The sequence below is a fragment of the Dyadobacter sp. SRI_021 genome (assembly GCF_057586235.1).
Map to the genome: position 1 here is coordinate 116,035 of NZ_JBYCZM010000001.1, position 18,453 is coordinate 134,487.

The following is an 18,453-nucleotide window of genomic DNA, read 5'->3' on the forward strand; positions in this document are numbered from 1 at the left end:
AAAATAGGAAAACCAATATCAGAGAAATGATCCGAAACCTCATTTATACATTCAGGACCGCACCGGCTATTGTGCGGAAAAGCATTTTGCTAGAACTCCTGCACAGCCTCTTCATAGCCGTACCGACGGGCTTCCTACTGCTCATTATCCAGGAATTGTTCTCCCCCACGCCTGATCCGCAGAAGCTCTGGACTTATGTGGGTATCATGATGGTATTCATTGCCGGGCAATTTTTTGTTTCGGTCAAAAACATTGTCCGCAGCAACGATATGACCTATACACTCTCCACCAACTTGCGAATGGCCTTGGGCAGTCACTTGCAACGGATTTCGATGGGTACCTTCAAGCAGCGGGATCCGGGAGAACTGGCTTCGGTCGTCTTACAGGATGTGGCCAATTTTGAGCTGATTTTTGGTCACACCGTCGGCAATATGGCCGGGGCTGTGTTCGCAACGGTGATTGTATCGGCCTTTTTGCTTGCCACCGACTGGCGCCTCGCGCTGGTACTGCTCGCGGCATTGCCCCTGGCCTGGGTGCTGATCCGCATTTCGGACTATCTCGTTGTGAAACAGGGCCATCGTCACGTGCAAGCCCGCAACGAAACCGGAGCCCGCTTTCTGGAATACGTGCAGGGGATCAGGCATATAAAGTCATTTGGCATGACGGGCCAGCGGTTCTCCACGCTGCAAAGAGCGCTGGACGATTTCCGCAAAGCAAGCATTAAAACAGAAGCTATCCCGGGCCCATTCGTCCTCACAGCCGGGCTCGTGCTCGAACTGAGTTTCCTGCTGATGGTCAGCCTCGCGCTCACCTACCTGGTCGCTGGCAACCTGCCTGTTCCGGTACTCATTACATTTCTGATCGTCGGTTACCGGCTGTTCGAACCCATCAAAATACTGCTTGTCGACTATGTAATCCTGCGCTACATGAATATCAGCCTCGACCGGATCGTCACGCTCTTGCGCACGCCCGTGCAGGCATCCGGACGGGAACTACGGCCAGTGAACTTCGATATTGAATTCGAAAATGTCAGTTTCGCGTACCGTGACGGCCGGAATGTGCTCCAAAATCTCTCGTTCACGGTGGCGGAAAAGAGCATGACCGCGCTGGTAGGGCCGTCGGGTTCCGGAAAGACGACCATTACCTCGCTAATCGCGCGCTTCTGGGACGTGCAATCGGGCAGCATCCGCATTGGCGGTGTGAATGTGCAGGATATGCGCCCCGACGACGTATGTGCGCTCGTGAGCGAGGTATTCCAGGAGGTGTATTTATTTGATGACACAATTTATAACAATATCCGCTTCGGTCGCTTGGACGCCACGGAGGAGGAAGTGCTCGACGCGGCAGAGAAGGCCCGGGTAATGGATTTTGCCTGGGAAATGCCCGACGGATTGAATGCCCGCGTCGGCGAAGGCGGCAACCAGCTATCCGGTGGACAAAAGCAGCGGATCAGTATTGCCCGTGCGCTGCTCAAAGACGCTCCGATCGTTTTACTGGATGAAGCTACCGCCTCGCTGGACCCGGAGAACGAAATTTACATTCAGCAGGCAATCCAGGAATTGGTGAAGAACAAAACGGTAATCGTCGTCGCGCACAAACTGGCGACAATCCGCAATGCAACCCAGATCATCGTGCTCAGCGAAGGCCGCATTGAAGAACAGGGCAGTCACGAGGCGCTCATGCAAAAGCAAGGCCTGTATCATCGGCTGCATCGAATCCAGCAGCAAAGCGGCGGGTGGCGGATCGAAAGCAAGGCCCCCTATTTCCAGGCCGATTCGGCACTGTAAATTTTCCAGGCTCCTGACATCCGTCCTATGTTCAGGAAGTTGGTGTCTCATTAGGCGATCAGCCCGTCGACCACCTTGCCATGAACATCGGTAAGCCGGTACCGCCGTCCCTGATGTTTGAATACCAGTTTCTCGTGATCGAGCCCGAAGAGGTGCAGCAATGTCGCCTGGAAATCATGCACATGCACGCCATCTTTGACGACATTATAGCTGAATTCATCGGTTTCGCCGTAGACCTGCCCGGTTTTAATGCCGCCGCCGGTCATCCACATCGAAAAGCAGCCGGGGTGATGGTCGCGACCGTAATTATCAGCGGTGAGTTTCCCTTGCGAAAAGCTCGTACGGCCGAATTCCCCGCCCCAAACCACGAGCGTGTCTTCCAGCAATCCGCGCTGTTTGAGATCTTTTACCAATGCAGCCGACGCCTGGTCGACGTCCCTGGCCTGTTTCGCGATGTTTCGAGGCAAATCGCCGTGCTGGTCCCAGCCCATGTGATAGAGCTGGATGAATTTCACATCGCGCTCGGCCATACGACGCGCGAGGAGGCAATTGGCGGCGAACGTTCCCGGCCTCCGGGCATCTTCACCGTACATTTTGTAGATATAATCGGGCTCGTCGGAGGTATTTACCGCATCCGGCACGGATGTCTGCATTTTGTAAGCCATTTCGTACTGGCTGATCTTCGACTGTATTTCCGGATCGCCCCAGAGCGTAAACTGGTGCTCGTTCAGTTCTTTAATGCGGTCCAAAGCACGCCGCCGGTCCTCCTTATGTACGCCATACGGATTTTGCAAATACAGCACCGGGTCCTTACCGGCCCTCAGCTGCACTCCCTGGTGGTGCGACGCCAGGAAACCATTCGCCCAGGCGGCCGTACTTAAAGGCTGGTCACCGGTGACGCCCTTGGAAATCAATACCATAAAATGCGGGAGGTTCTGATTATCGGATCCGAGCCCATAGCTCAGCCACGACCCCATCGACGGCCGACCGCTTTGCTGCGAACCGGTTTGCACGAACATCACTGCCGGTTCGTGATTGATGGCCTCCGTAAATACCGATTTGACAATGCATAAATCATCGACAATACCCGCGGTGTAAGGCAGAAGCTCGCTCACCCACGCGCCCGACTGCCCGTATTGTTTAAAATCATAAATCGATTTGACCAACGGGAAAGTCGATTGCCCTGCTACCATCCCCGAATTCCGCTGCGTAGACTTGATCGAATCCGGGATTTCCTGCCCGTGCCATTTGGCCAATGCAGGCTTGTAGTCAAATGTTTCGAGTTGCGACGGCCCGCCGCTTTGAAACAGATAAATAATGCGCTTCGCTTTGGGAGAAAAATGCGGCCCGCGGACAAACGGCGCCACAGCCGACTCAGCGCCTCCTCCCTCCTCTCTGCGGGCGCCGGGGGAAGTACCTGCCTGCAAAATGCTCGAAAGCGCGATGGAACCGAAGCCAAGTCCCGCCTTCGTGAGAAAGTCCCGGCGGTTGAGTTGTGTCAATACCTTTTTCAGATCTTCCATAGCTATATTATTTGCGGGTATGCCCCTCGTCGGTATTCATCATCGAACTGGAAACGGTCGCGAGGGCGGCTATTTCCTCTGGTTGCAAAGTCGTGTCCCACTTGCGCTCGCCTGTACGCAGGTATTCGAGTGCCTGCGCGGGCTTCGCGCGGAAACGTTTCAATTCGTCGGCGTAAAATGCCCCGAGTATCCGTTGCTCCGTTTCGTCAGGCTTCCTACCCGTTATCAGTCTGAATGCCAAAGCCGTTGCATCCTGTCCGCCTGTTTTACACGTATGCAAAACTTTCTCGGCCAATGCCCTGGCAGCCTCCACATACTGCGGGTCATTGAGTAATACCAATGCCTGTAAAGGGGTAGCGGTAGCGCGGCGTTTCACCACGCATTCGCCGCGTTCGGGCGCATCGAAGATCAGCATGGATGGTGGCGGGGAGGTTCGTTTCCAGATCGTGTAAAGGCTACGGCGGTACAATCCTTCACCGGGCTCCTGCCGGTATTTGTAGCGCCATACCTTATCGCTCAGCTCATCCCAGAGCCCGGCGGGCTGGTAGGGATAAACGCTTTTCCCGCCAATCTTGTTCACCAGCAATCCACTGATAGCAAGCGAGTTATCCCGTATCATTTCAGCCGTAAAACGAAACCGCGCGCCTCTTGCGAGCAATGCATTATCCGGGTCTTTTTCAAGCAGTTGCGGTGTGGCTTTGGAGGTCTGCCGATAGGTTGCCGAAAGCATAATGAGTTTGTGCAGCCTTTTGATATTCCAACCGGATTCCATGAAATCGACGGCCAGCCAATCGAGGAGTTCGGGATGCGACGGAAGGTTACCCTGGTTGCCAAAATCGGCCGAGGAACGTACAATACCGTTTCCGAAATGCATTTGCCAGATGCGGTTCGCGAACACCCGCGCGGTGAGCGGGTTATTTTTGTCGAAAAGCCAGTGCGCGAGACCCAGTCTGTTCGGGGGAAATTCCCCTTCGAACGGCATAACCGCATCCAGCGCACCGGGAGTCACCCGCTTGCCGGGCGCATTGTACGCGCCGCGCATGAGCAGGTAAGTCGGTCGCGGCTTGGGGAGGTCGCCCATTACCATCAGTTCCGGAACGCTGTTGATCAGCTTGTTTTGCTCGTCCATCCGGGTTTTCAGGCTGTCTCTCAGCATTTGCGCTTCCGCATTGAAATGCGCATTGTAAAACTCCTTCACCATCGACTTCTGATCCGCCGAAACCTGCATTTTCAGCATTTCAGCAGCTTTTTTGGGGTTATGGTTATATAAAACTTCAAGAGCGGTCAGCGATTTGTCGTAGATTTTCAGCTCATCGATCCCGCCGTCTTTGAAAGGAATGAGCAGGTTACGCTGCCCGACCATAAACCCCTGAAAACCATAAGTATGAATATCCTTTTCATACAAAATACCTTTGTACAGATTATCAAAATCGACCCCGGTCTTTGCGGCCTCCCCATTTACATAAATCTTCGCCCCGGACGCCTTGCTGGAACCGTCGTAAGTGACGGTAACCCTGGTCCATTGCTTCACAGGTACGGGGGCGAGGGTGCTTACCTGGATAGCATTTTGCGGGTAGGAGTGCGCAATGATAAACTGTAACTTGTTGTCGGCGAGCCTCAACGAGTAGCCTTTGTAACCCAGTCGCAAGTCTTCGCAATGGTAAAAAATACCTGCATCCGGATAAACCGTATTCGGATTGATCCATAGTTCAACCGAAAAAGGCTCGGTCCGTTCATGCCAGCCGATATTGTTCCCGAGTTTGATGGAATTATAGTCCGATACAAAATAGGCATTACCCTTCACGCCGGGTTTCAGAATGATTTCGTTGCATTGCGCCAGCTGTTTCGCATTGAGCGCATTCGGCATGACCACTTTGCCATCGGCAGTTTTCACGGCCTTTTCGAAAGGATAATAGGCGACCATTCCCTCGCGGATCTTCTGACCCAGCAGTTTTTCGGATAACCCGCCCGCTTCCTGCCATTTCCGCAGCTCTTCCTCCGAATTGTCTTTAATCCGGGCGAGCCGGTTGCTGAGTCCCGTGATTTTCCGGTCGAAAAAACGGAGCATTTCTTCATTTTCTTTGCTCGTCAGCAACAGGGCAGGGCCCGGCGTCTGATCGGGGCCGTAAACGGGGCTTCCTGTTTCGTTGGTGCTATTGAAAAGCCCGAACATTTTATAATAGGCCTCCTGGCTGATGGGGTCGTACTTGTGGTCGTGGCAGCGGGCGCATTGCACCGAAAGGCCCAGTATCCCCTGCCCCAGCGTCTGCACGCGATCGGCATTGTACTCCACCCGGTATTCTTCAAAAACGATCCCAGCTTCCGAGCTTTTCTTATGCAAGCGGTTGAATGCCGTGGCCAGGATGGTCTCTTTGGTTTTATCAGGCAACAGGTCGCCCGCCAGCTGCATCGTCACGAACCGGTTGTAAGGGATATTACGGTTGAATGCGCTGATCACCCAGTCGCGCCAGGGTGAAAAATCGCGGTGTTTGTCATCGAGGTACCCATCACTATCGGCATACCGCGACACGTCCATCCATTCGCTGGCCATCCGCTCGCCGTAAGCAGGCGATTGCAGCAGGCGGTCGATCAGTTTCGCATACGCATCGGGCGACTGATCCGCTACAAATGCGTCAATTTCGGTGAGCGTCGGCGGCAAGCCTGTCAGATCGAAGCTTGCCCGGCGGATCAGGTCTTCGCGACTGGCCTCGGAAGAAGGCGACAGCTTTTCCTTATCCAGCCTTGCCAGAATGAAATGGTCGATCGGTGTGCGAGCCCATCCGGCCTGCTTTGTTGCCGGTACCGCCGGCTTTTCGGGTTTGATGAATGACCAATGCGGCTTGTATTTAGCCCCCTCCTCGATCCAGCGTGCGAGTATCGCTATTTCTTTTGCGGATAATGTGAGATTGGAGGCGGGCGGCGGCATCTTTAAATTCGGGTCCTGTGAAACAAGCCGGTTGTAAACCTCGCTGGCTGCCAGGTCACCTGGGACGATCGCGTGGTGCTTACTACCCTGTCCGTTTTTGGCGTTTTTTAGCGCTTTGTAAGCCCCTTCCTCGGTATCCAGCCGCAACCCACCTTTTTGCTTTTTAGCGTCCGGCCCGTGGCAGGCGAAGCATTTATCCGAGAGAATCGGTTTGACATCATAATTAAAATCCAGCTCCGAGGGTATTTCCTTCAATGCGAGTTTCACCTCTTCCGGCTTTTCAACGCCACAGCGCGCCAGGACGAGCATGCCCGCACAGGTCGCGGCCACCCATTTTCCCCACTTCAAAAAGGCAAAGTTCTTCGCTCGTAACTTCATGGTTTTCCTGTCTTTACGCACCTTTCAGAAGTTAAAAGCCGGGACACCCTAATTCTTAGTCATATATTGTGATTAAAGTTTTTAATTTAATTTTTCCGATATCACCACGGGCGACAATCATCGCCTCCCTATCTTTTTTGCAACACCCAAACGTCTCCTTTCCAAGCCGGGTTGGCGCCTGTGTGCTTGCCGCTGAAAACCCACAGCTGATCATGGAATACGACGCTGCTACCACCGCTCCGGGGGCTCCATGGCGCATGATCGACGTGGCGGAACCAGTCGGTACCGTTCGAAGAAAACCATACGTCGTTTAATGCGCCTTTGTAGTGATCGGGATTGAGATCACGGCCTCCGTATACCCATAGCCTGCTGTCGAATACGCGCACGCCCATGTCGTATCGCTTTTTCCAGCCGGCTTCGTTTGTGAGCTGCGTCCAGCTTTTACCGTCTGCCGAACGCCACACATCGGCCATTCCCTGCGCGCCTACCATGTACAATGTGTCTCGCATGACCACTACCTGCGGGAAATCGCGCGGTGACCATGGTGCCTGCGCCACTTCCTGCGTCCACTTCAGGCCATCGGGCGACGACCATATGTCATTTTTCATTTCGAGTGATTCGAAATCCCGCGATATTCTGGAAGTACCGCCGAAAAGCCACAATTTGTCTTTGAAAACAACCAATGCATGGCCTTTGCGCGGCCCCCATTTGCCATTGGCCACTTTCTGCCAATCAGAGCCATTTTCCGAATTCCAGATTTCATCCGTGAGCTCTCTTTCCTGGTAGCGCATTCCGCCGGTTTGCCAGAGCTTGCCGGCGAAGTAAATACCCGACAGCCAGATGCGTTCGCCCCAGTCGTTTTTCCCGTGGCGCGTCCAGGTAATGCCGTCTGTCGACGACCAAGACGCTTTCTGGCCTACCATCCAGAGGTTGCCGTTAAATGCGACGTGCGGTACGAGCCCCATGGGGAATGTGCCGGATTGCCATTCGTACTGATGCGAACCATTTCCGGCCGGGAGGATTTCTTTCCAGGCGTACGTGGGTTTGCAGAGCATGGACTCGCGGTGGCGGGTAAAGCAGACCAAAGCCAACACCAGAACGGTGATTATGAGCAAGTTTCTGAGCGTTTTCATAACAAAGCATTTGATGTTACCCAAAGGAAATCAAATACCTGCACCCGGAAAAATAATGTAGACGAACCGTAGAAAACGTAGACCAACACGCCGTTAGAACCCGCGGACGCGTTGCAGGCTATCAGCTATTTCTCCAATATACCTTTTTCTACACTTTCATTGATCACGCCTTCCGCATACGCCCACAGCGCCTCCGACCCTTCTTTGATCACCTTCTTTTTCTCGTACACTTTTTCGTATTTCACCCCGAACTCGCGCCAGGTGCCGCCGTTGTTGGAGCTGTTTTGCAGGAGCGGTTCCAGACGGTCCATGGCCCGGGCAAATTTGGCTTCGCTCGTCTCGCCCGCCTCGAACTCTTCCCAGACGGCGATTAAGTCGCTAGCCTGTTCCGCGGGGAGCATCCCGAAAATCCGGTTCGCCGCGAGCCGCTCGTTATCCGTATTGATATGGCTTTTTTGTGTGTCGTAAATGAATGTATCACCGGCGTCGATCTCCACGATGTCGTGGATCAGGACCATTTTCACGACTTTGAGGACATCGACCGGCACATCGGAATGCCCGGCCAGCACAATAGCCATTACCGCCAGGTGCCAGCTGTGTTCTGCGTCGTTTTCGTTCCGGTCGCTGTTTAAAAGCCTGGTTTTCCTCTGAATGTATTTGAGTTTGTCAATTTCCTTGATAAACTCAATCTGTTTCAACACATTACCTAAATCCATCACCTCCGTATTTATAGTTTCAAAAGGTGAAATTACAAGGCATTCGGGTAAAACAGAAACCGCGCATTATGCATAAATGCAAAGTGCTATCAGTTGTAAAGCAAGTTTACAACTTTACAACTGAATCGTTATCTCCTCAAACAGTAGATCATGCCTCATAGCCGGTTTCATCGAATTTCGGTATGGCAGCTCGGCGGCATTCGGGGCGGGAACAGGATACTGGTGATCAATCCCATCCATAGCCGTATTAACCCATCAATTTCACTTTCAATTTGATCAATGTGTTTCTGATCTGATGTTTGGTTCTGATGGCTTGCCGCTCCAATTTTAAAGCAAAAGGAATGTCCTTCGGAATCAGGTTGCGGGATAATAAATAGGCTTTCGCTCCGTCCTCGGAGTTTTTATACAAATCAAATTCAGTATCCGCGCGGTGTCCGCTTCCGTTGTTCGAGAATGGGGCGTGCTGCATGTGCGGCTCGAAAGGGAAATTGATAAACTTGTAACCCCGGTTGAACAGCGAATGGAACCAGATTGCGCCCCAATCAGTGCCATGCCAGCTTCCGCCAAAAGGCAGGATATCGCCAGTGGGAACTACGTTTTTCCGATAAACGGGCACGTTGACCAGGCAGGCGTACTCGTTCAACCGGCATTCGGGTAGGGGGTGGATGATTTCCCTGTCGATCAGTTTGTAATGTATATGCGCGCGCGGCGGATTGTACGTATCCACCAATTCCTTCAATTCCGCTTTGGTCGGCACAAAAGTTTCGAACCGACTGCCGTCGCACAGTTTGGCGGAAAATGCAGGGCAATTCCAGCATTGGCCAACCATTCCTATTCCCGCAACGGCTCTCTCGCCATCCCCCGGGTTAGTTTCATTTTTTACTCTCGTCAGCATTTTCCCCAACAAATCGTCTTCGTAAAGACAGTCATTGTGTGAGAGAAACAAAAACTCCTTATCGGACTTTTCGAGCGCATACTGGTATTTGAGACCATACCGCTTTTCAGGATCTGAAAGCCACGATTCATCGGGATTACCGGCATAGTAAAAGTATTGCGGATAGACGTATTCGATGGGCAGGTCTTTGAGGTAATATTTTAACAATGGAATAGCATCGTACTGGTAATACGGCTGTATTTTCTCAATGACCAGGTAAATCTTGTGAATGTGCCTGGAAGAATGTTTCCAAAGTGTCAGCAGGGTTACGGCAGTGTGGTACGGCTTTCCGTAGTAATTAATACAAACGTCAATTTGATTCATGCATGCGATTTTTATCACCCGCCAGAAACCATAAATACGATGGTTCGCAAGGGAGCGCGCGAGGCTGCAAAGAAACAACTTTGAGCTGAATTTATGCCTATTCAGCGCGGGTGGCCTCCGGGGAAAACGCAGTACGTAGCACTTGTACCAAACCACAAACTATTGACAACAAATCAGTTAACCGCTTAATGGATAATTGTACCCTATTCAAAAAAAACGTCTTACAAATGCAGCCCTCCATTTACCCGCTTAATAGGAAGTAGAAGTAGATTGACACCTGGGTCACTTTATGCATTTGAATTAACCTTAAACCTCTCAGTAACTTATGCCTACCTTCACAATCAATTTTGTCAACAATTCGGACTCATCAGGAAATTTTTGTGTTTTCCAGCAAAACCATAACAGCCCGAACCCGGATGTTTTTCCACTGGCGTGGCGCGTGGAAAAAGCCGGCCCGCATTCGCAGTTAGCCATATCCTGGAATATGGAGCTCTATTTCTTCTGGGGCAAGACCGGCGCTTTAAAGCCCGGGGTTGTTTTTAATGCAGGTGAAAATTCGCCTACCAGCCTGACGGAGAATAACGACATAACGCTTACCAAGGAAGACGGTAATTACAAGTTTGTCAACAAGAAGAATGCATTTCCGCAGGGCTCTCTGAACATCATGTCGGACAATACCACGGCCATTAACCAGGCCAGCGTGGGTATCGGCATGTCGGGCGCGGTAGCGTTTGCGGTGCAGGCTCAGCCCAACATGTATTTCCGGTTTTCTCCCCGCTTCGACTATTGGATAACATTCGCGGACGTGCAACAGGGCCAGGTACTGGATCCGTCCCAAATCAATGCCGTGAAGATCGAATTTCCCTATGGTATTTTTTCCATGAATGCTACGCTGAATCCCGACAACACCTGGACGATTACTCAAGGGTTGGACTAAATCGCCCGCAGGCAAGCAACAAAAAAGGCCGGGAGCAACGCCCCCGGCTTTTTTGAAATTCTGACACCAATTATATAAGATCTTAATAGTCTGTATTTTGCGGATCGAAGTTGGTCCAGCTGGCTGTCCAGTCTGTGGTACCGAAAGCTCCGATGTAAGCGTTCGCTTCAAACCCGGCCGGTAATGTAACACCGCCTGTCAGCAAAGGAGAGCCAGCCTGAGGAAGTACTTTCACACCTGCGCCAAGCGTATTGTAGGCCGCATCCAGTTTCAAAGTAGCGAGGTCCGCGCCGAAAATGTTTTTGCGGGCAGCGTCTTTCAGCAAAGTTGTATCACCCGAAACGATCGCTTTCGTCATTCCTGTCAACACCAGTCCGCGGTAATCCGAACGGCCTGCCTTGAAGTTATTTTGTGTAGAGTCACCTTCCAGTTCCAAACCACCCTTAGGGTAAGCAGCTGAAACTACCGAGTTGTAGATGCTTAACGCCGAATTTCTACGAATACGGAACGCTGAACGATACTTCGCATTAGGGGTTCCTGGTCCGATGAAGATACTTACGTTGCTGAATTTAGCGCTTGTTTTAGGAGAAGCACCTGATCCGGAAGCGTCGTTATCCGATTCGAAACCATTGGAATCCGAGCATGAGCATTGGTCAGCAACAGCAGGGTCTCTCAGGGCCATTGCATATTGTACATTTCCACTGAAACCCCAGTCTGTATCGAAATCGTCGTCCAGTGTACGGTATGAGATCAGGTGTTTCGCATTTACATTTCCGCCGAACCACTCATAAGCATCGTCACCGCTGTATGAAACCTGTACATAGTCGATAGTTGTACCTGAACCTACACCGCCCAAAGTCAGACCGTTGATCTCTTTATCGGTTTCAAAAGCGATACCAGCGAACTCGATACGAACGTATTTCAAAGTACCTGAGTTGTCAGCTGCGTCTGTTCCACCGAAAGTCGATACGTTCTCTCCTTCGATTGTTGCCGGAGTCTTATTGACCGGTGCTTTTCCAAGAAGGATCACACCACCCCAGTCGCCGTAGTTACGAGCGCCTTTTGCAGCGGAAGAAGTAAACACGATAGGCTTGGTAGCAGAACCTTCCGCCATGATTTTCGCGCCTGGCTTGATGATCAGCGTACCTTTTGTCAGTTTATCGCCTTTGATGATCGTTCCCGGCTCGATAGTCAACACAGCGCCATTGTCAACATATACAAAACCTTCCAGAATATATTTGTTTGCAGCTTTCCAGGTTGTCGAAGCCGAAATCGTTCCTTTTACGGTAATTGTTTCGCCCACTGGATCCGTTGGTCCCGGATCTTCACCATCATCATCAGTTTTACACGACACAACTACGAACGATGCGGATAATACCAGCATTGCCAATAACCAAGTTGCTAACTTTTTCATTTAACAGGATGTTTAATTGATTTGTTTTTAATTTTTATGATCAAAGTGTGTAGCGCAAGCCAATCATCGAGTAAGTGCCTCTCCGGTATCTCTGATACAAACCATCGGTTTTAGTATCGATTTTGTTATCGTGGTTGGTATCCTGGTACAAGCGGAATGGCTGGTTAAGCAGATCCTGGATACTTGCACGGATTTCGAGGCGTTTGCCGATGGTTTTGATAATGTTCAGGTCAATCACGTTACGTGACATTTCGAAGATATTGGCGCTGATCTGATTGTCGCCGATGATGAAAATCCGCTTGCCGATCACGTTGTACAGCGCATTCACCTGGAAGCCGCGCTCGTCGTCGTTGTAGAACAAACCGGCGTTGATCAGGTAAGGGGATTGCCCTTGCAGGTAACGGTCGGAGCTGCCGGTGGTTACGTTCGTTTTCACATTGCTGGTGATGAGCGATGCATTCAATGTCACGAGCATTTTGCTTAGGAAAGTCGCGTTATCGGGGTTCGACAATGCTTTGCGAACTTCCAACTCAACCCCTCTTGCATAAGCTGTTTTGGCATTGGCTACTGTGAAAGCCACTGTGCTACCGTTGTAGAAGATCGCCGCTTCGATAGGGTCTTTGAATGTCTTGTTGAACAACGACAACGTAATCAGTTCACTCTTGCTCGGGTAGAACTCATAACGCAAGTCGTAGTTCTGGATTGTCGCATTCACCAGGTTCGGGTTTCCTTTACGTGACACATCGAAGTTGAAGTCGTAATAGGTGCTTGGGGAAAGCTCGCGGAACTCAGGTCTGTTGACAGTCGTGCTGTATGCCGCTCTTACCGCGTGCTGATCGTTGAATTTGTAGGTAAGGTTGACAGAAGGCAGCGGAGTGAAAACCGGACGGTCTACATTGACCTCGATACCACCTCCACGCTCGTAACCTTGCAATTGCTGACGGTTATATTCGCCGCGGAAACCCACGGTTGCATTTAAATGCTCGGTGATCGGCCAGTAGAACGATGCGTAGCCGGCTGCGAGCAGATTTTGCGCCGCGTATTTATCGTCGAAGTTGGTTCCTTCGGTGTAGTATACTTTATCGGAAGCCAGGTTCGAATTCTGGAAGAACTGCTCCGGAGCCTGCGTCAGGATCTCGTCACCTACGCGGTTGGGGTTTACGATACCAAACCAGCGGGCAGAATATTTACGGTCTTTGTATTCCACATAGGTACCAATGTTCAATTTCGCCTGTTGCTCCGCCTCATCCTTTTTCGCGCCGATCAGCTGCTCGTAAGAAACGGTTCCAGTACCGACGATCTCTCCCAGACGTGAGTAGAAACGCGCTGCCTGCTGCAAGGTAGGGGATTCAAACTGTTGCAGGTTGATCTGGAACGGCTGGTTGCTACCGGTCTGGCGGGTTGATGTAAATCTTCTGAAATCGGGCTCATTGCGGTAGGTATAACCTGCACCGGCGATCCAGCGGAGTTTCGATTTCGCGCTCAGTTCGTGTGTACCGCTCAGCTGTCCCGAGTAAATACTTCTGGCCTCGTAACGGAATGCACCGTTGCTGTAATCCAGGTTGTTTTCAAGGTTTCCACCGCCACGGACAACCGTTTCCTTGTTACCCATCTGGTTGAACAGGTTACGGAACTCGATCTTGTTTTTAGGATTGAGAATAAATGCCCAGTTCGACATGATCCCCAAACGTGCATTCTCCTGCAAGAACTGATCGTTGAAACCCTCGATTTTCTGCCCCGAGAAATTGTAACGGCTCTGAGTAACGGTATTGTTTATACGTGAGAAAGAATAATTGATATAAGAAGTGTTGGTAACCTCCATATCGCGGACGTAGAACCGGCGGCTGAAATTGATCCCCGCTCTCCAGTCCGGTGATACGTTGATCTGCTTCGGCGCATAGTAATCCGGCAGGTTCTGAAATTTCTGAATAATGGTTGGAGATTGCGCATTCAGGATCACCCCTCTCCTGTTCGGGAAATTATCGGGCAAGGTACGTGTACCGTTCTCGATACCCAGGAATTCCAATGCACCGCCCTTGTGGCTGGTAGCCGAGCTGAAAGTGGTCCCCGCGCGGTAGCCGGTCGAGAAATTCACCGAAAGGCTGTTGCCGTCGGGGATTGTTTTGGTATATATTTTAATGGCGCCACCACTTACATCGCCGGGGAGGTCGGCTGAGGCCGATTTGAATACCAGCATCCGGTCGATGGCCGATGAAGGAATCAAATCAAAGGAAAAGGATTTAGTGTCTACCTCAGTAGAAGGAGTGATAATATCATTGAGCAACACCGTGTTATAACGCTCGTTCAAGCCGCGTACTACAATGAAACGGTCGTCGAAAATCGAGATACCCGGCACGCGGCGGATCACCGCGGAGGCATCACGGTCTTGCGTACGCTGGATTTGTTGTGCTGAAATACCGACCGCAATCTGCTGTACCTGTTTGATTTCCGTGATAACTGAAACTTCCGTGTTGGTCTGACGCTGTCCTTTTACGACCACTTCCTGCAAGGTTTTGTTATCTTCAACCAGCGCAGTAGTGATCAGCGTCGATTTATCTGCTTCAACGCGAACATTATCGATTTCTTTCGTCGCGTACGATACATAACTGATCTGCACTTTGTAAGCACCAGCAGGTACTTTCTGAATTTCGAAGTTACCTTCTACGTCCGTCACGGAGCCGAACGGGGTTGCCGTTCCGATCAGTTGAACGGTCGCTCCAATGATTGCTTCGTTGTTCTTACCGTCTTTGATTGATCCCTTTATGGACCCCAATTGCGCAAGACAAGCGCCTGTTGTTAAAATAAGGAGGGAAATTGCTGTAACCAAATGTCTCATAATCAGTGTCTAATATTTTGACACAAAACTATGGCGGCAAGATTATTCCGATATGTCGTTAATATTAAGTTATTGTTAAGTCCTGTTCTACATAATTGCGTGCTTCAAAGCCATAAGCTCCTTATAAACAGCATGATGCGAACCCAAAACGAACCGCGACCGTTTGCAGATCGCATGACAGCTTTCTTTTATTTGCTCAAAAACCAGCAGCCGCTCTTCGTAAACGACGAATATCTTCTGGACGATCACCGCAATCTCGCGGGTGAGGTTCTCAGCCTGCGCCACGAGCGCCTGCAATGTTGTGACGGAATAAGGGGATGTCCCGGTCAACTCATTGGAAGTCGCCAACCTGGCGGTGAGAAGTCTGAAATTGTCGAGCAACACCTGGTATGACAAATTGAAAGTATCCAGGTCCTTTTCAAAATGAGGCCTTGCCAGATCAAAAGGAGGCGCTAACGGGTTTTGTGCGGAAATCGCGGCATAAATCTCTTTCACCTCTTTCAGGTAGCCGTCTTTCACGCCCTTGCCTTTGGCTGCCGCTGTCTTGATCACATACGCCACATGCTTGATACTCATTTCTTCACCTTTGAAAAGGCGTTTACGTGTGAGGGATACATCTATATAATGTGTGATCACCCGGGCCAGCTCGCTATCCAGCTCCTCAAAAGTGTCGATAAGCCGGCGCAGCTCCCCGGCAGAAGACAGCGCCGAAGCGGGTGTATATTCATTTTCCCTTTCAATCAGCTCCAGCACTGATCCTACCTTAACCAACCTTCTTCGCAAGGATTTCTCAAACGGGGTTTGGTGCAAGACGCTATCATTCAGCGACCTGCCTGACAAGCGTGGCGTAATTCGTTCCATCTAAAACCGTGAATGCAAGCCACAAAGCTAGCATTAATAAGGAAAACTCAATATTGAATCGCTTTTTGCCCCGATAGTACCGGTAAAACTACCGGGGCATACAGTAACGTTAACGGCCGATCGCTACCTTCCTGCTTGTGACTATGTCGTCTCGACCGGTGATCTGCAGAACGTACATTCCGGCAGGCAAATGCCCGACATTGATAACCGGATCCGGCTTGAAGGTTTTCAGTACCGTTTTGCCGCTTTGATCCAGCAATTCTAAGGACGCAGCGTTTTTCAGGGCTGCTTCGGTGAGTTGCAGGCGGTCGGCGGCCGGATTGGGATAGAATGAAAGCAAATCCGGGCTGTCGAAAACTACGCGTGCGATTTTACTGTATAAAAATGTACTGTCATGGTCTACCATTTTCAGCCGATAAAGGTTGTTGCCGGTGAGCGGCGCATTATCCGCGGCCTCATAGTCAATTTTTACCCGACTCGCATTCGCAGCTTCAACGCTTCCGACTACGTGCCAGTTGTCTCCCGCAGCACTGCGCTGTATTTCAAAGTGGCTCGAATTGGTTTCTTCGGCGGTCGACCAGTTGAGCGATACGTGATTCTCCCGCGCGGTTGCTTTGAAGGCGATCAGTGTTACGGGCAATACATCGGTGACGGTTACCGCCATCTCGCTCGTTTTCGCACACCCGCCCTGGCCGGCTGTCACCGAATAGATGTACGTCCCCGGAACTGACGATACTTTGATGTCAGTCAGGTTAGCGGTGTTGCCGATCTGGGTGCCATTCAGCTCCCAGCGATAAGTGAGCCCTGAACAGTCTCCTGTGCAGGCCGACGACAGATTGATCAAAGTCCCTACCCGCGGGTTGCTGACGCTCGGCGATCCGGTAATCGAGAGCTGGCAATTCACCTTCAGATCATTGTTAATCAATATATTGACTGGTGCTCCATTGGCATTGTTTCGCGCGGCCATCCAGATTTTGTAAGCATCACAATCTCCCGAATAGCTATCACGGTTGGTCACGCAGCCATTCTGTTGAATAATGTTCGATAATGTAAAACTGTCCTGATTGCCCGGAGCAGGATTTGTAACGGGCTGACTGACCCACGTATTGGCCAGCTCCTGAACGGCGGGACCGCCACCTGCACTCAACAGGTTTTCAAAAAACATACAACTTACCATCTGCGCGCCATGGGAATAGCTCTCGGTGGCGTAAGCGATGAAATTGTCAATGCCAAGGCTCGCGTTGAATCCGGCTTCATTGATGTACAGCTTTCCGGGAAGATTTGAGCGCAGAAGATCAATAGCGAAGCGGTGATCATAGAGGAAGTCATCGTTGATCTTAATCCCGTCCATTTCGGCGGCAATCTCGTCAAATGAGAAGGTAGTCCTTCCCAGCGACAATTTATCAAACACAGAACCATGATGCGATATGGCTTTGATCCGGCTATCGTGCGCTTTAACGGTATTCTTGAAAATCGTATTCACCTCCTTCAATACCTGTGTCCGGTACAAATACCAGTCGGTGCCGTCGGGCTGGGTGAATGTGGTGGCCGACGGTCTTTTGGGCGACACCTCGTTAAAAGAGTGATAGTTGGTCCCCCACACGAAATTGAGGGACTGGATTTTTTCATATTTGGCCATAAGCCAGGCCCTGTAACCTCTTACCATCGGCTGTGAGTAATCCGAGAGACTGTTGTTATCCCGAAGGTTCGTGGGTTGTTCGTAATGATATTTATCAGTTCCGATCTCGTACTCCCCTTCTCCGTTGCGGGTATAGATCAAGTCGACATACAGCAATTCACCCGTGTCCTGAAGGTAGCCATACCGCTGCAATACTTTGTTGGTAAAATCGACGATCCGGTCGCGCGTGGACTGTGCCGCGAGCGAAGTCATCACGAACTGCACATTGACTCCGTTGATCTGTCCTCCATATTTCTGAAAGACAGCCTCTGTCCCGTCATATCCGACATTCAGGATACGTTCCTCTTTTAGCCAGCCGTCGCCGGTATTAATACCATAACGATCTGAATAGCTGTGGGTAACGTTGTCGCCCGTACTCACGGCGACGTTGAGCCCGATCTTCATGCCCAGCGACCTTGCCTTGGCGATCTGGTCGTCGTACATCTGCCATACATTATAGTCTGCTCCGTATTGTTGCTTCAAAACCCGGGAAATATACCCTTCGATCATCCCCCATTGTACACTCAGAAAAACCGCATTGCAACCCACCGCATGTGCTTGTTCGATCAGTTTCAAACTATTCCAGTTGCCTTCATTTACCAGGCTGAGCCCCAGATAGCGCTGCTGCGCATGTGCCCTGGGCCAAAAACTAATAACATTTAGAAAGATAATCGTCAATAAAAGCTTCTTGGTCAGCACAGGATTGTTTCTGCTGACCCTAATCGTTTGCAACATTTTTTGCATGGCAACAAGGTTTTGTGAGTTTACGGATTGGGGCCAAAAGCCTAAAAAACTGGTGTATCGCCTATCTCTTACCGTGTATTTTGTATAACCAATACCAATACTCAACCAGCCTCCCGCACTGAATACCATTAGAATCCTGATCGATAGTAGATAAAATTCTACAACCAGTAAGCAAACTACTAACTTTTATTCAATTCACAATCGTTATTATTCGCAAGTTACATCTATCCTACTTCTACAAGGGAGAATCTTTTTGATGACA

General features: G+C 50.7%; 11 protein-coding genes. 2 read left to right on the plus strand and 9 right to left on the minus strand.

All coding sequences use genetic code 11. The features are described 5' to 3' along the window. Positions 1 to 26: 26 nt before the first annotated feature. The gene (locus AC2YIT_RS00415) at positions 27 to 1,787 is read left to right on the plus strand and encodes an ABC transporter ATP-binding protein (RefSeq protein WP_487277898.1); all 1,761 of its coding nucleotides are present in this window, start codon (positions 27 to 29) and stop codon (positions 1,785 to 1,787) included. Between the two features lie 50 nt (positions 1,788 to 1,837). On the opposite strand, the gene AC2YIT_RS00420 is transcribed toward AC2YIT_RS00415, so the two are convergent. The 5 genes from AC2YIT_RS00420 to AC2YIT_RS00440 form a co-directional block, all read right to left on the minus strand. After that, positions 1,838 to 3,310: a DUF1501 domain-containing protein gene (locus tag AC2YIT_RS00420; protein ID WP_430843475.1), complete on the minus strand. Its 1,473-nt coding sequence runs from the start codon at positions 3,308 to 3,310 to the stop codon at positions 1,838 to 1,840. A gap of 7 nt (positions 3,311 to 3,317) precedes the next feature. After that, the gene (locus tag AC2YIT_RS00425) at positions 3,318 to 6,614 is read right to left on the minus strand and encodes a DUF1553 domain-containing protein (protein ID WP_487277899.1); all 3,297 of its coding nucleotides are present in this window, start codon (positions 6,612 to 6,614) and stop codon (positions 3,318 to 3,320) included. Between the two features lie 128 nt (positions 6,615 to 6,742). Next, entirely contained in the window at positions 6,743 to 7,747 is a 1,005-nt protein-coding gene (locus tag AC2YIT_RS00430) for a DUF6242 domain-containing protein (RefSeq protein WP_487277900.1), read from the minus strand. Positions 7,748 to 7,872: 125 nt separating this feature from the next. Beyond that, a complete protein-coding gene (locus tag AC2YIT_RS00435) occupies positions 7,873 to 8,463 on the minus strand; it encodes an HD domain-containing protein (RefSeq protein WP_487277901.1) in 591 nt (196 codons plus the stop codon). A gap of 247 nt (positions 8,464 to 8,710) precedes the next feature. Further along, the gene (locus tag AC2YIT_RS00440) at positions 8,711 to 9,721 is read right to left on the minus strand and encodes a hypothetical protein (RefSeq protein WP_430843471.1); all 1,011 of its coding nucleotides are present in this window, start codon (positions 9,719 to 9,721) and stop codon (positions 8,711 to 8,713) included. 325 nt (positions 9,722 to 10,046) lie between these two features. On the opposite strand from AC2YIT_RS00440, the gene AC2YIT_RS00445 reads away from it, so the two are divergent. Further along, complete coding sequence (locus tag AC2YIT_RS00445) at positions 10,047 to 10,658, plus strand: hypothetical protein (RefSeq protein WP_430843470.1); 612 nt, start codon at positions 10,047 to 10,049, stop codon at positions 10,656 to 10,658. A gap of 82 nt (positions 10,659 to 10,740) precedes the next feature. On the opposite strand, the gene AC2YIT_RS00450 is transcribed toward AC2YIT_RS00445, so the two are convergent. The 4 genes from AC2YIT_RS00450 to AC2YIT_RS00465 all read right to left on the minus strand — a co-directional run bounded on the left by AC2YIT_RS00450 (position 10,741) and on the right by AC2YIT_RS00465 (position 18,191). Continuing rightward, positions 10,741 to 12,072: a T9SS C-terminal target domain-containing protein gene (locus AC2YIT_RS00450; protein ID WP_430843469.1), complete on the minus strand. Its 1,332-nt coding sequence runs from the start codon at positions 12,070 to 12,072 to the stop codon at positions 10,741 to 10,743. 40 nt (positions 12,073 to 12,112) lie between these two features. Beyond that, the gene (locus AC2YIT_RS00455) at positions 12,113 to 14,908 is read right to left on the minus strand and encodes a TonB-dependent receptor (RefSeq protein ID WP_487277902.1); all 2,796 of its coding nucleotides are present in this window, start codon (positions 14,906 to 14,908) and stop codon (positions 12,113 to 12,115) included. Between the two features lie 87 nt (positions 14,909 to 14,995). Continuing rightward, on the minus strand, positions 14,996 to 15,769 hold the full coding sequence (locus AC2YIT_RS00460; protein WP_487277903.1) for a hypothetical protein: 774 nt from the start codon (positions 15,767 to 15,769) through the stop codon (positions 14,996 to 14,998). 109 nt (positions 15,770 to 15,878) lie between these two features. Continuing rightward, positions 15,879 to 18,191 carry a T9SS type A sorting domain-containing protein gene (locus AC2YIT_RS00465; protein WP_487277904.1) on the minus strand — a complete coding sequence of 771 codons (2,313 nt, stop codon included), beginning with the start codon at positions 18,189 to 18,191 and terminating at the stop codon, positions 15,879 to 15,881. Between the last annotated feature and the right edge of the window lie 262 nt (positions 18,192 to 18,453).